Below are 13,248 nucleotides of genomic sequence, written 5' to 3'. Positions count from 1 at the left end.
TTCCTCTTGCGAAAGCGTGCGCCCGTGACGGAACCACCGATCTCCCAGAAGCGGCGTTTTCAGCTCATTCTGATCAAGCCGTCCCATTATGACGATGACGGCTATGTGATCCGCTGGTGGCGGGCGATGATCCCGTCCAACACGCTGGCCGCGCTCTATGGCATCGCTTCCGATTGCGCCGCCCGGCGGGTGCTCGGGCCGGACGTGGACATCGACATCCTCGCCATCGACGAGACCAATACCCGCATCGACATTCCCCGGCTGATCGCCCGGCTTGAGGAAGCCGGCGGCTTCGGCCTCGTGGCCCTCGTGGGCGTGCAGTCGAACCAGTATCCGCGCGCCCTCGACATCGCCCGGCCGTTCCGGGCGGCGGGCCTGCCGGTGATGATGGGCGGCTTCCACGTCTCCGGCTGCCTCGCCATGCTGGATGGCCATGCGGTTGGGCTCGATGCCTGCCGCGAGATGGGCATCTCCATGTTCGCGGGAGAGGCGGAGGGCCGGCTCGATCAGGTGTTGCACGATGCCGCCTCGGGCACGCTCGAGCCGCTCTACAATTTCATGAACGACCTGCCCGGCATCGGCGGCACGCCCGTGCCCTTCCTGCCCAAGACCTATGTGAGCCGCACCCTCGGCCTCAGCAGCAGTTTCGATGCCGGGCGGGGCTGCCCCTACCAGTGCTCCTTCTGCACCATCATCAATGTGCAGGGACGCCAGTCGCGCTTCCGCTCCGCCGACGACGTGGAGGACCTGGTCCGCCGCAACTGGGCACAGGGCATCAGCAAGTTTTTCATCACCGACGACAATTTCGCCCGCAACCGCGACTGGGAAGCGATCTTCGACCGGCTCATCGCGCTGAAGGAGCAGGAGCGCATCCCGCTGGGGCTGATGATCCAGGTGGACACGCTGTGCCACAACATCCCGAACTTCATCGAGAAGGCCAAGCGCGCCGGGGTGACGCGCGTCTTCATCGGCCTCGAGAACATCAATCCGGACAATCTGGCCGAGGCCAAGAAGCGGCAGAACAAGATCACCGAATATCGCAAGATGCTGCTGGCCTGGAAGGCGCAGGGCATCATCACCATCGCCGGCTACATCCTCGGCTTCCCGGCGGACACGCCTGAAAGCATCCGGCGCGACATCGGCATCATCCAGCGGGAGCTGCCGCTCGACATCGTCGAGTTCTTCTGCCTGACACCCCTGCCGGGCTCGGAAGATCACCAGAAGCTCTGGCGCGCCAAGGTGCCCATGGATGGCGATCTCAACATCTATGACGTGGAACACGTCTGCACAGCGCACGCCGCGATGAGCAAGACGGAGTGGGAGGCGATCTATCAGGAAGCCTGGGCGCTCTATTACAGTCCCGCCCACATGCGCACCCTGATGCGGCGGGCGGTGGCCACGGGCGTGTCCGTGTCCAGCCTCGTGAAGCTGCTGGTCACCTTCTCCACCGCAGTCCCCATCGAGAAGGTGCACCCGCTCCAGGCGGGGATCCTGCGCCTGCGCCATCCCGCAGAGCGGCGGCCGGACCTGTCCCGCGAACCCGCGCTCGCCTTCTGGCTTCGTTTCCTGTGGCAGACGCTCCGGCGCAATGCGGCGGTGGTTGGCCGCATCGCCGGCCTCATGCTCATGGCCCGCTCGGTGCTCAAGGAGAAGGGGGTGGGCGCCTATCACGATCAGGCCCTGACGCCGGTCGGGGCGGAGGACGACGGTCTCGATCTCCTCACCAAGACCAGCGGCGGCCAGAAGGCCGTGGCCCATGCCCGCAAGGTGGCGCAGCTCACGCACGGCCCCGCGGCCTGAAGGCGGTCCGTCCAAGAGGGTGACGGAGACGGTGGCCTCCCGGAAGGGAATCGAACCCCTGACCCCAGGTTTAGGAAACCTGTGCTCTATCCTGCTGAGCTACCGGGAGATGCCTGACCGCTTCTGCGTCCCCGGCCGGAAACCGGACCGAAGCACGCGCCGCATATGACCGCGTTCACCGGCCGCTTTCAAGAGCAGGGCGGGAAGGCCGATCCCTGCGCGTCCGGCGGACGGTGTGCGTCACGATCCCCCATGTAGCGGATGCGGGCGACGGGGGAAAGACGGCGTAAGAAAGGGTGAACAGGCCGGTGTGCGCGGAAGCTGGAGGCCGCGTGCCCGTTCCGTTAGGGTGCGCCGCAGAAAACTGGGGTCCGGGTGATCGCCTTGGGGCACCTCGCAGGTCTGGCGATGATGGGTTCGGCGCGGTCTGCCTCTGGTGTGTCCGAGCCGGGACGATGCGGCTCCCGACAGCGCCGCACAATCCAACCACCCCAAAAATCGCCGCGTGTTGAGGAACCTGGCGCCACGTTTTCACGATATGGCCTCGCTCCCGCCATCTTGGGCGGCCCAATGTTGGAAAGGTCAACTGGTGTTTCCGCACCGGCGCTGCCGTTGCTAAGACGGCCGGCGGGCGTGGGAAGCGGACACGAGAGAGCCGGTGCAAAATCGGGACGGGCCGCAAGTCTGTTCACTTCTTGTTCTGGTTCGGTGTGTCAGATAGCGAAGCGCGAGCCGGGGCTCGGTTCGCGAAGGGCTTTGCGGGCGCTGGGGCAGCGTCGCGTGGTCCGCATGTGAGATGGACGTTCGGCTGGGAGAGAGGACGCGGTGACGTCGGCCACGGCAAGGGAGAAGGGCAGGGGCCTCGTGCGGGCCCGCGTCGCGCGCGCGGGGCGCTCGACCTGTGCCATGCTCACGCTTGTCGGTCTGCTCACGGGATGCGCCGGGGTCGATCTCGACCGCTCCACCGTGCCGCTCACCCAGTCCAAGCTTTCCGCTGCCGACACCGCGGACATGAGCCCGGCGCAGCGCCGCGAGCATGAGCGTCTCGTGGCGAGCTATGGCGGGGCCTATGACGATCCCGAGCTGAAGGCGCTGATCCAGCAGGTGGTGGAGCGTCTGGTCGCGGCCTCCGAGCGCCCGGACCTGAAATATCGCGTCACCGTCCTCAATTCGCCCGCCATCAACGCCTTCGCACTGCCCGACGGCTCGCTCTATGTGACGCGCGGCCTGCTGGCGCTCGCCAACGACACGTCCGAAATGTCGTCCGTGCTCGCCCATGAGATGGCCCACGTGATCGCCCGCCATGCCTCCATCCGCGAGGATCAGGTGAAGCAGGCCGTGCTGGTGAGCCGCGTCATCTCCGACGTGGTGGCGGACCAGAACATGGGCGCCCTCGCCATGCAGAAGAGCCGGCAGACGCTGGCCACCTTCTCGCGCGGACAGGAACTGGAGGCGGACGCCATCGGCGTGGGCATCGCCGCGCGCGCGGGATTTGATCCCTATGGCGCCTCGCGCTTCCTCACTGACATGGGCAAACAGGCGAGCCTGCGCACCAGCGCCTTCGGCGGCGCATCGTCCACGACGCCGGACATGGACTTCCTTGCCACCCATCCGGCGACGCCCGACCGCATCTCCATCGCCATCGCCAATGCGCGCGAATATGCGGCGCCGGGTGCGGGCGAGCGGGACAAGGCGGCCTATCTCGCCGCCATCGATGGCATGGTCTATGGCGACGATCCCAAGGAAGGCTATGTGCGGGGGCGGAACTTTTTCCATCCCAAGCTCGGCTTCACCTTCACCGCGCCCGAGGGCTTCTCGCTGGAGAACACCTCCCAGGCGGTCCTGGGCGCCACGGCCAACGGATCCGAGGCGCTGCGGCTCGATGCGGTGCGCGTGTCCGGCGACCAGAGCCTTGGCCAGTATCTCGCCTCCGGCTGGATCGATGGGGTCGAGATCAATTCGGTGGAGAGTCTGTCGGTCAACGGCTTTACGGCCGCGACGGCGGTGGCGCGCGGCGACCAGTGGTCGTTCCGCATGTTCGCCATCCGCTTCGGCTCGGACGTCTATCGCCTGATCTTCGCCGCCCGCAACCTGACGCCGGAACTCGACAAGCAGTTCCGCGCCGCCGCCTCGACCTTCCGGCGGGTGGCAAGCGACGAGGCCCAGTCCGTGAAGCCGCTGCGCATCCGCATCGTGACGGTGGGGATCGGCGATACGGTGGAGAAGATGGCGGGCCGCATGCAGGTGGCGGACCATCCCATGGAACGCTTCCTGATCCTCAACGGCCTCGATCGCGACGCCAAGCTCGCCTACGGGAGCAAGGTGAAGATCGTCGTCGAATAGCGGCACGGGCGTTCGTAGCCCCTGGGCACCGCCGGTGCCGATCCGAAAACGACGGAAAAGCGGCGCAGGGGCATCCAAATGCTGCCGCGAACCCTTGCGGATGGCCGGGTTTTCCACTAGGTAACCCCCGTTCCTGGCCGCTCATACCCTCGTGGAAGCTGTCCGGGCGGGCCGATGGCGCGGGATACGTGCTGTCGCGACACGGAGGTTGTCCCGCCTTTGGCTTCCCCGCGCAGCGCCGCGGACACCCCAGCATGCTTCGTATCGCGCGGTCTTTGCGCCGGCCCACTGGATCTTCCGGTGGCGGTTCGGGTGTCTCCCGGGCCATCCGCACGATACGGGCGTCCCAACACGAGACGCCGGCGCCAGACAGTTCGGAGACTAGATGTCCGCCGTAGAAACCACGCGTGATGATTTCGCCGCCCTCCTCGATGAGAGCTTCGGCCGTGCCGACCTTCAGGAAGGTGCCGTCGTCCGCGGTATTGTGGTCGCCATCGAGAAGGATCTGGCGATCATCGATATCGGTCTGAAGACCGAAGGCCGTGTCGCGCTGCGCGAATTCGCCGGCCCCGGCCGCGAGAACCCCATCAAGGTGGGTGACGAGGTCGAGGTCTACCTCGAGCGCGTCGAGAACGCGATGGGCGAGGCCGTCCTCTCCCGCGACAAGGCCCGCCGTGAAGAGAGCTGGGTCAAGCTCGAGAAGGCGTTCAACGCCGGCGAGAAGGTCTCCGGTGTCATCTTCAATCAGGTCAAGGGCGGCTTCACCGTCGATCTCGACGGCGCCGTGGCCTTCCTGCCGCGCTCGCAGGTGGACATCCGTCCGATCCGCGACGTCGCTCCGCTGATGCACAATCAGCAGCCCTTCCAGATCCTCAAGATGGATCGCCGCCGCGGCAACATCGTCGTGTCGCGCCGTACCGTCCTCGAGGAAACCCGCGCCGAGCAGCGCCACGAGCTGGTCCAGAACCTCGAAGAGGGTCAGGCCATCGAGGGCGTGGTCAAGAACATCACCGATTACGGTGCGTTCGTTGACCTCGGCGGCATCGACGGCCTGCTGCATGTCACCGACATTGCGTGGCGCCGCGTGAACCACCCCACCGAAGTGCTGAACATCGGCCAGACGGTGAAGGTGAAGATCATCAAGATCAACCACGAGACGCACCGCATCTCGCTGGGCATGAAGCAGCTCCTCGGCGATCCGTGGGAGGGCATCGAGGCCAAGTATCCGGTGGAGGCCCGCTTCAAGGGTCGCGTCACCAACATCACGGACTACGGCGCGTTCGTCGAGCTGGAGCCGGGCATCGAAGGCCTGATCCACGTGTCCGAGATGAGCTGGACCAAGAAGAACGTCCACCCCGGCAAGATCGTTTCCACCTCCCAGGAAGTGGAAGTGCAGGTGCTCGAGGTGGATCCCGCCAAGCGCCGCATCTCGCTCGGTCTCAAGCAGACCCTGCAGAATCCGTGGGAAGCCTTCGGCGAGAAGTATGCCCCCGGCGCGGTCGTGGAAGGCGAAGTCAAGAACAAGACCGAGTTCGGTCTGTTCCTCGGCCTCGACGGCGATGTGGACGGCATGGTCCACCTCTCCGACCTCGACTGGAACCGTCCGGGCGAGCAGGTCATCGACGAGTTCCGCAAGGGTGACGTGGTGAAGGCGGTCGTTCTCGACGTGGACGTCGAGAAGGAGCGCATCTCGCTCGGCATCAAGCAGCTCGCGGGCGATCCCTTCGCGGACGCCGGCGACGTGAAGAAGGGCTCCATCGTCACCTGCGAAGTCACCGACGTGAAGGACGGCGGCATCGAGGTGAAGCTGACGGGCACGGACCTGTCCACCTTCATCAAGCGCTCCGAGCTGGCCCGCGATCGCAATGACCAGCGCCCCGAGCGCTTCTCGGTCGGCGAGAAGCTCGACGCCCGTGTCACCCTGTTCGACCGCAAGGCGCGCAAGGTGCAGGTGTCGGTGAAGGCGCTCGAGATCGCCGAAGAGAAGGAAGCCGTCGCGCAGTACGGTTCGCAGGACAGCGGCGCTTCGCTGGGCGACATCCTGGGCGCCGCCCTCAAGCAGCGTTCCGGCGAGTGATCGCCGCGGCCTGAACGGGCCGCTTCGCACCAAGATCGGAAAGGCCGGCCATTGCGCCGGCCTTTTCTGTTTCCGGCTCACCGTCTCGCTCCTGCAAGTCTATGCGGCGGTATCAAAATCCGCGATTGCGGCACCGCACCAAATCCGCCTGCGCGATGTGGGCCAAGGCAAGCCTGGCACCAGCCTCGCCCCTCAACGATCCGCTCCAACGACGGCAGTCGCCCGCTTCGTTCATTGCATCGAGCAAGGGTTGAGGGAGGTTTTGATGGCTCTTCCAGGTTGGTCCAAATCGGCGCCTGTGGCCGAATCCTCGGATCTCGCGCTTCTGACGGCCATCTTCGACACGCTGACCACGCCGGTCTTCGTCCGCTGCATCAAGCCGGGCGAGGAGAAGGTGGTCTATGCCAACGGCCCCTTCCTCACGGCGATGCAGATCACCCGACGCGAGGATCTGGTGGGCAAGCCGCCGACCAACATCTTCGCGCCCGTGCAGCCGGGCAACCTGACGCCGGCCGCCTTCGTGAAGAGCGTCGAAGCCGGCATCAAGCGCGACGGCGAATGGGCCGGATCCGCCATCTACCGCCGCAAGGACGGCTCGGATTTCGAGGTGATCGCCCACGTGCGACCCTTCACCTTCCAGGGCAAGCCGCACCTTCTGGCCCAGTTGCAGGACATGAACAGCGTCGCCGCCGTCGCGCGCCGCCGCGAGGCCTTCACCAAGCTCGCCGACACGCTGGAAGGCGAGGTTGGCACCTCCATGGCGGCCATCGCCAATGCGGCGACCCAACTCAACAGCGTGGTCTCGGTGCTTGCCCGTTCGGCGGCGGCCGCCGCCGGCCAGACGGACGGCCTCGTCTCCATCAATGACCGCACCGGCTCCAGCGTCGTGAGCGTCGCGGAAGAGACGGACGGGCTCATCTCCTCCATGACCGCCATCGGCGACCAGGCCCAGCGCTCCACGGGTATCGCCGGCAATGCCGCCCGGCAGGCTTCGGATACGCAGGAGATCGTCAACCGGCTCGTGGCCGCCGCCGAGCGGATCGGCGACGTGGTGAAGCTGATCCAGTCCATCGCCTCCCAGACCAATCTCCTGGCGCTCAACGCCACCATCGAGGCGGCGCGGGCCGGCGAGAGCGGCAAGGGCTTCGCGGTGGTCGCCTCCGAGGTGAAGTCGCTCGCCCAGCAGACCGCCAAGGCGACCGAGGACATCGCGGCCCAGATCAACGACATTCAGGCCGTCACGACGCAGACGGTGGATGCCATCCGGTCCATCTCCGGCACCATCGAGCAGATCAACGACATCTCCCGCACCATCGCCGACACGGTGCAGGTGCAGTCGGGAGCCGCCCGGCGCATCTCCGAGAACGTCAGTCTGGCCTCCAACGGCACCCGCGACGTGGCCCATGCGGTCGCGACCGTGGCGCAGGCGGCGCAGGAAACGTCCGGCGCCGTGGATCAGGTGCGCACCTCCGTGGACGTGGTATCGAGCCAAGCCAGCCGCCTGGAGCAGCAGGTGAAGAGCTTCGTCGCCAACCTGCGCACGCAGTCCTGATCGGCAGGCACCGCCGCAGGCGGCAAACGGAGCGGCGCCCCCGCGGCGTCGCATCCGGCGGGTGCCGCTTGCCAAGGCGGGATGCCGCAGCTTAAGTGCGGCGCTCGGCGGGGGCAGGAGGCAGGTCAATGTCGCTCGATGTGGATCAGATCGTGGATCGCCGTCGCTTGCGCCGCAAACTCACCTTCTGGCGGGTGGTTGGCGTTCTCGCCGTTGTCGCGGCTGTGGCGGTCGGCTCCTATGTGGCCGTCGGCCGGACGGTCCTCGCCTCCTCGCCCCATGTGGCGCGGGTGGTCATCGGCGGCATCATTCGCAACGACCGCGACCGGGTGAAGATGCTGGAGGAGATCGGCCGCTCCAACGCGCGGGCGGTCATCGTGTCCATCGACAGCCCCGGCGGCACGGTGACGGGAGCGGAACAGCTCTACGACGCGCTGCGCCAGCTGGCCGCCAAGAAGCCCGTGGTGGCCGTGGTGGAAGGCATGGCGGCCTCCGGCGGCTATATCGCCGCCATCGGCTCCGACCACATCGTCTCCCGCCGCAACGCCATGGTGGGCTCCATCGGCGTGATCTTCCAGTTTCCGAACGTCACCGATCTGCTCGGCAAGATCGGCGTGACGGTGGAAGACATCAAATCGTCTCCGCTCAAGGCGGCGCCCAACGGCTACCAGCCCACGAGCCCCGAGGCCCGGGCGGCCATCAATTCCCTCGTGGTGGACAGCTACGGGTGGTTCAAGGGCCTCGTCTCCGAGCGGCGCAAGCTCTCCGACGCGCGGCTCGCCGAAGTCTCCGACGGACGCGTCTTCACCGGCCATCAGGGCCTTGCGCTCCAGCTCGTGGACGAACTGGGCGACGAACGCACGGCGCGGGCCTGGCTGGCGCGCGAGAAGGGCGTTCCCGAGAACCTGCGGGTGCGTACCTGGAAGTCCGAGAGCATGGGCAGCGAGTTCGGCTGGCTGCGGGGCGCGGCGGGTGCGCTCGCCAGCGCGCTCGGCTTCGACACCGTGGCCGGCATTCTGTCGCAAGCCACGCAGGCAGCCTTTGAAAAGGCTCAGCTTGACGGACTTTTGGCCCTCTGGCAGGCTCCCGCGCAGAATTAAAGGGTAGGGTGCGGCCGTGGGCGGCGGCTAATCCTGGATCCTGCCCGGTCTGGGCGTTTCTCCGGGTCCATCCGTCTTCAGCCGGTCGCGAGGGGAAGCAGTCGGGACATGATCAAGTCTGAACTCGTGCAGAAGATTGCCGAAGCCAATCCGCACCTCTACCAGCGCGACGTCGAGAACATCGTCAACGCCATCCTCGACCAGATCGTGGATGCCCTGGCCCAGGGCGACCGCGTGGAACTGCGCGGCTTCGGCGCGTTCTCGGTGAAGCAGCGTGAGGCCCGCACCGGCCGCAACCCGCGCACCGGCAAGCAGGTGGACGTGTCCTCCAAGGTCGTGCCCTATTTCAAGACCGGCAAGGAGATGCGCGAGCGTCTCAACGGCGCGGCGTGAGCAGCGCACCCGTGGGACGCCTTCTCGCCGTCATCATCGGCCTTCCGGTCTCGGTGGCCATCGTCGCTCTGGCGGTGGCCAATCGGCGCCCGGTGACGCTCTCGCTCGATCCCTTCTCGCCCGATACGCCGGTCATCTCGGTGACGGTGCCGCTGTTTGCGGTCATCTTCGGCGCGCTCATCCTCGGGCTCGTCATTGGCGGCCTCGTCACATGGGCGCGGCAGGGGCGCTATCGCCGGGCCGCGCGGCGCGCCCGCCGTGATCTTGCGGCGGCGGAAGTGCGCCACGAGGCGCAGATGGCCACCGCTACCGCCCTTCCGGCGGTGGTCCGCCGCTGACGTTCCCGACGCCGGGCCGCTTCAGGATCTAAAGACAGACGGCCGGGCCCACGCCCGGCCGTCTGCGTTTGGAGACCTCAGGCGGCGCGGACCGTCTCAAGGAAGCGGCGCATTTCCACCTCCAACTGCTTGGCCTGATCGCTGAGGGCCGAGGAGGCGCTGAGCACCTCGTGGGCCGCGGCCCCGGTCTCCTGCGCCGTGCGGGCGACGTCGGTGATGTGGCCGGTCACGGAATTGGTGCCGGTGGCCGCCTGATCCACATTGCGGACGATCTCCCGCGTGGCGATGCCCTGTTCCTCCACGGCGGCCGAAATGCCGGTGGCCACGTCGCTCATGCTGCGGATCTGCTGGCCCACGCTCTCGATGACCTTCACCGCCTCTTGCGTGGTGGACTGGATGGCATTCACCTGCGCGGCAATCTCTTCCGTCGCCTTGCCGGTCTGGTTGGCCAGTTCCTTCACTTCGGAGGCCACCACGGCGAAGCCCTTGCCGGCGTCTCCGGCGCGGGCGGCCTCGATGGTCGCGTTCAGCGCCAGAAGGTTGGTCTGGGAGGCGATGGTGTTGATGAGCTCCACCACCGCGCCGATGCGGGCCGCGGCCTGGGCGAGCTCGCGCATCACCGCGCCGGTCCGGTCCGCCTCGGCCACGGCGCTCGAGGACATCTGCGAGGACTGCATCACCTGGCGGGAAATCTCCTCCACCGAGGCACCCAGCTCCTCCGCCGAAGAAGCGACCATGATCACGTTGGTGGAGGCCTCCTCCGCCGCCGCGGCCACGGCCGTCGAGCGCGTGGAGGTCTGCTCCGCCGCCCGGCTCATGGACTGGGCGGTCTGGAGCAGGACGCCGGACGAACTGGCCACCTGACCGATGATGCCGCCCACGGCGGTCTCGAAGCGGGCGGCGAGGTCCAGCATGGCGGCGCGGCGCTGGGCCTCCGTGGCGCGACGGTTTTCCTCCGCCTCGCGCTCCATCTGCCGGTTGCGCAGCAGGCTCTCCTTGAAGATGAGGAGCGTCTTGGCCATGGCGCCGATCTCGTCGTGGCGGGCCGTGCCCGGTACCTCGACCTCCAGATGCCCGCCGGCGACGTCCTCCATCACGGCGGTGAGGTGCGAGATGGGCCGCACCACGCGGCCGACGACCACCGCGAGGCCCGCGCCGGCGAGGGCAAGGGAAACGAGCAGCACGACGGCATAGATGAGGGCCGTCGTGCGGGCTGTGTCCTCATTGGCGTCGGCGATATCGGCGAGGCTGTTCACGGCGACGCCCGCCACATCGGCGAAGTTGGCGAGACCGATCTCGATGGGCTGGCGCCAGTCCGGCAGGGAGACGCCGCTCTTCTCGCCACGGGTGATGCGGTTGACGATGCCGTCGCGCAGCGTCTTGAACGTGCCCGCGAAATAGAAGTCCTGCGCGGTCTGGGCAGCCTTGCGCAGAGCGGGCGGTGCATTGTCGGCCATGGCGATCTCGACCACCGCGCCCCAGGCCACATCCGCCTTGGCGTCATTGGCGAAGAGCGACTTCGTCTCCTCGGCGGTGAGGGGGCGGTCCTGCGCGACGGCGGCATTGATGAGCAGCGTGGAGATGCCGGTATAGGTGCGCGTGGCCCAGCCCATGGCGCGGGCGAGGATGAGCTGCGACAGCGTGGGATCGAGCGAGCGGATGTCGGCCTCCACTTCCGTGGACAGGCGCTCCAGCGTATCCAGCAGCTTGCCGCCGTCGGCGGCGAACCGCTGGCCCACCGAGCCATCCCGGCGCTCCGGCGCCAGCGCGAGCTGGTCATCCACCTGGCGGCGCAGGCCCTTCACGGTTTCGAACTGGCCTTGCAGATCCTTGATCAGCGCCGCCATCTTGGCATCCATGAAAGGGTAGGTCCTGAAGGCGACGAGCGCGGCCTCAAGCGCGGGGGTCACCTTCTCGCGGCGGCTCGCGATGTTGGCGACATTGCGCTGGTTCTTGTCGCTGGCGAGTGCGAGGGCGATGCCCGCCTCGCCGCGCTCGAAGCGGAAATTCGCCAGCCCGTCGTAGAGATTGCGGTCGATATGCGCGAGTGTCGTCGCCTGACCGGCAGAGACGTAGGCCTTGTAGGCGGTGCGCAAGGCTACCGCACAGAGGATCGCGACGATCAGGCTGATGAGGCAGAACAGGCTGATCAGCGTGGTCTTGATGGTCAAACGCATGATGCGCTCCAGCGGAAGGAATTGGTTCCACTGGGGGGTGTTTAAGCTTGCCTCAACCTAGAGTCGATCAGGGTCTCACGCGCACGTGATTGCTTGTCTGGTCCTGTATTTTGTCAGGTTGGCTGAAATTAAGTCGGCTGAATTGCTTGCGATATCTGGCCGCCGCGGCAGGAGGATCGGTGGAAGATCTAGGCCCTGTTCTTTCCGGTCAGCGTATCGGCTTTCCGGAGCGCGGGAAACAGCCACATCCAGCTCAATGCCACCAGAATGGTGCCGACGCCGCCCAGGATGCCGGCGGGCACGGCGCCCATGAGGCCGGCGGTCATGCCGCTCTCGAACTCGCCCAACTGGTTGGAGGTGCCGATGAAGAGCGAGTTCACCGCCGACACGCGTCCGCGCATCTCGTCCGGCGTGTTGAGCTGCACCAGCGACTGGCGCACCACCACGCTCACATTGTCGGATGCGCCCATCACTGCGAGCGCGACCAGCGAGAGATACAGGTTGGTTGAGGCCGAGAAGACCACGGTGGCGAGACCGAACGTCGCCACGGCCGCGAACATCTTGAGGCCGACGTTCTTCTTCATCGGCACATGCGCGAGCAGAAGCGCCATGCCGATGGCGCCGACCGCAGGTGCCGAGCGCAGCAGGCCGAGACCCCAGGGGCCGGTGTGCAGCACGTCGGCTGCGAAGATGGGCAGCAGGGCCGTGGCGCCGCCCAGCAGTACGGCGAACAGGTCCAGAGACAGCGCGCCCAGGATGAGCGGCCGCGACCAGACGAAGCCGACGCCGGAGAAGACGGAGGAGAGCGTCACCGGATCACGGCGGGGAGCGGGCCGCTCCAGCCGCACCGTGGTCATGGCGGCGGCGGCGAACAGATAGGAGAGGGCGGCGATGGCGAGCGGTGCCCGTGCGCCCAGCACATAGAGCACACCGCCGAGGGCCGGGCCGATGATGGTCGCGGTCTGCATGGCGGAGGTCGCCATGGCGATGGCCCGGTGCAGCAGGTGCTCGGGAACGAGGCCGGGCAGCAGCGCAGTCTGGGTTGGGTGCTCGAAGGCCCGCGCGCCCCCCAGAACGGCAACGGCGACGAAGATGCCGCCGACGCTCAGCGTGTCCGTGGCGGCGCCGATGGCGAGCAAAGCGAGGGCGAGGCCCGCGACGCTCTGGCAGACGATGACGATCCGCCGCCGGTCGATCCGGTCCGCGAGCGTGCCCACCACGAAGGTCAGGAGCACCATGGGCAGGAACTGGCAGAGGCCCACATAGCCGAGATAATAGGCGTCCGCGGTCTTCTCATAGACCATCCAGCCCACCACCACGCCGGCGATCTGGAAGGCCAGCGCGCTCAGCACGCGGGCGACCCAGAAGGCCATGAAGGCCGGGTGACGGGACAGGCGGTCTGTCTCGGCGAGAACGGTCACGGAACCTCTCCGGGGCGGCTTTATGCCACGCTTATGATCCGCTCTAC

The 13,248-nt window shown here is 67.1% G+C and carries 9 protein-coding genes and 1 tRNA gene; 7 read left to right on the top strand and 3 right to left on the bottom strand.

Annotated features, from left to right (window positions below; genetic code table 11):
- The first annotated feature begins 24 nt into the window (after positions 1-24).
- Entirely contained in the window at positions 25-1,800 is a 1,776-nt protein-coding gene (locus tag AZC_RS19175) for a B12-binding domain-containing radical SAM protein (protein ID WP_043879609.1), read from the top strand.
- 32 nt (positions 1,801-1,832) lie between these two features.
- On the opposite strand, the gene AZC_RS19170 is transcribed toward AZC_RS19175, so the two are convergent.
- Positions 1,833-1,909, bottom strand: a tRNA-Arg gene (locus AZC_RS19170).
- 797 nt (positions 1,910-2,706) lie between these two features.
- Between AZC_RS19170 and AZC_RS19165 the strand changes: the two genes are divergently transcribed.
- From AZC_RS19165 to AZC_RS19140, 6 genes are all read left to right on the top strand, one after another.
- Entirely contained in the window at positions 2,707-4,143 is a 1,437-nt protein-coding gene (locus tag AZC_RS19165; RefSeq protein ID WP_043880529.1) for a M48 family metalloprotease, read from the top strand.
- A gap of 385 nt (positions 4,144-4,528) precedes the next feature.
- Complete coding sequence (gene rpsA, locus AZC_RS19160; protein ID WP_012172242.1) at positions 4,529-6,220, top strand: 30S ribosomal protein S1; 1,692 nt, start codon at positions 4,529-4,531, stop codon at positions 6,218-6,220.
- Positions 6,221-6,485: 265 nt separating this feature from the next.
- Positions 6,486-7,772, top strand: coding sequence for a methyl-accepting chemotaxis protein (locus AZC_RS19155; RefSeq protein WP_052286008.1), 1,287 nt, complete (start codon positions 6,486-6,488; stop codon positions 7,770-7,772).
- A 128-nt stretch (positions 7,773-7,900) separates the two neighbouring features.
- The gene (gene sppA, locus AZC_RS19150; RefSeq protein WP_012172240.1) at positions 7,901-8,872 is read left to right on the top strand and encodes a signal peptide peptidase SppA; all 972 of its coding nucleotides are present in this window, start codon (positions 7,901-7,903) and stop codon (positions 8,870-8,872) included.
- A gap of 108 nt (positions 8,873-8,980) precedes the next feature.
- Positions 8,981-9,265: an integration host factor subunit beta gene (locus AZC_RS19145; protein ID WP_012172239.1), complete on the top strand. Its 285-nt coding sequence runs from the start codon at positions 8,981-8,983 to the stop codon at positions 9,263-9,265.
- Between the two features lie 11 nt (positions 9,266-9,276).
- Positions 9,277-9,603 carry a lipopolysaccharide assembly protein LapA domain-containing protein gene (locus AZC_RS19140; RefSeq protein WP_043880527.1) on the top strand — a complete coding sequence of 109 codons (327 nt, stop codon included), beginning with the start codon at positions 9,277-9,279 and terminating at the stop codon, positions 9,601-9,603.
- Positions 9,604-9,680: 77 nt separating this feature from the next.
- Here the strand turns inward: AZC_RS19140 and AZC_RS19135 are convergent, their stop codons facing one another.
- Together AZC_RS19135 and AZC_RS19130 are read right to left on the bottom strand one after the other, a co-directional pair.
- Entirely contained in the window at positions 9,681-11,780 is a 2,100-nt protein-coding gene (locus AZC_RS19135) for a methyl-accepting chemotaxis protein (protein WP_012172237.1), read from the bottom strand.
- A gap of 188 nt (positions 11,781-11,968) precedes the next feature.
- Positions 11,969-13,153 (bottom strand): MFS transporter, encoded by a 1,185-nt coding sequence (locus tag AZC_RS19130; protein WP_043880525.1) that lies wholly within the window; start codon positions 13,151-13,153, stop codon positions 11,969-11,971.
- Between the last annotated feature and the right edge of the window lie 95 nt (positions 13,154-13,248).

Origin of the sequence: Azorhizobium caulinodans ORS 571 (genome assembly GCF_000010525.1) — a bacterium.
Lineage (GTDB): Bacteria > Pseudomonadota > Alphaproteobacteria > Rhizobiales > Xanthobacteraceae > Azorhizobium > Azorhizobium caulinodans.
The sequence above is the reverse complement of the archived record's forward strand: the minus strand, read 5'-3'. Positions and strand labels throughout refer to the sequence as shown.

What these genes read in the sequence shown, in the direction of transcription:
- AZC_RS19165 (WP_043880529.1), top strand. Translation starts at nt 2,707, where the DNA reads ATGCTCACGCTTGTCGGTCTGCTCACGGGATGCGCCGGGGTCGATCTC.
- rpsA (WP_012172242.1), top strand. Translation starts at nt 4,529, where the DNA reads ATGTCCGCCGTAGAAACCACGCGTGATGATTTCGCCGCCCTCCTCGAT.
- AZC_RS19130 (WP_043880525.1), bottom strand. Translation starts at nt 13,153, where the DNA reads ATGGCCTTCTGGGTCGCCCGCGTGCTGAGCGCGCTGGCCTTCCAGATC.
- AZC_RS19135 (WP_012172237.1), bottom strand. Translation starts at nt 11,780, where the DNA reads ATGCGTTTGACCATCAAGACCACGCTGATCAGCCTGTTCTGCCTCATC.
- AZC_RS19155 (WP_052286008.1), top strand. Translation starts at nt 6,486, where the DNA reads ATGGCTCTTCCAGGTTGGTCCAAATCGGCGCCTGTGGCCGAATCCTCG.
- sppA (WP_012172240.1), top strand. Translation starts at nt 7,901, where the DNA reads ATGTCGCTCGATGTGGATCAGATCGTGGATCGCCGTCGCTTGCGCCGC.
- AZC_RS19145 (WP_012172239.1), top strand. Translation starts at nt 8,981, where the DNA reads ATGATCAAGTCTGAACTCGTGCAGAAGATTGCCGAAGCCAATCCGCAC.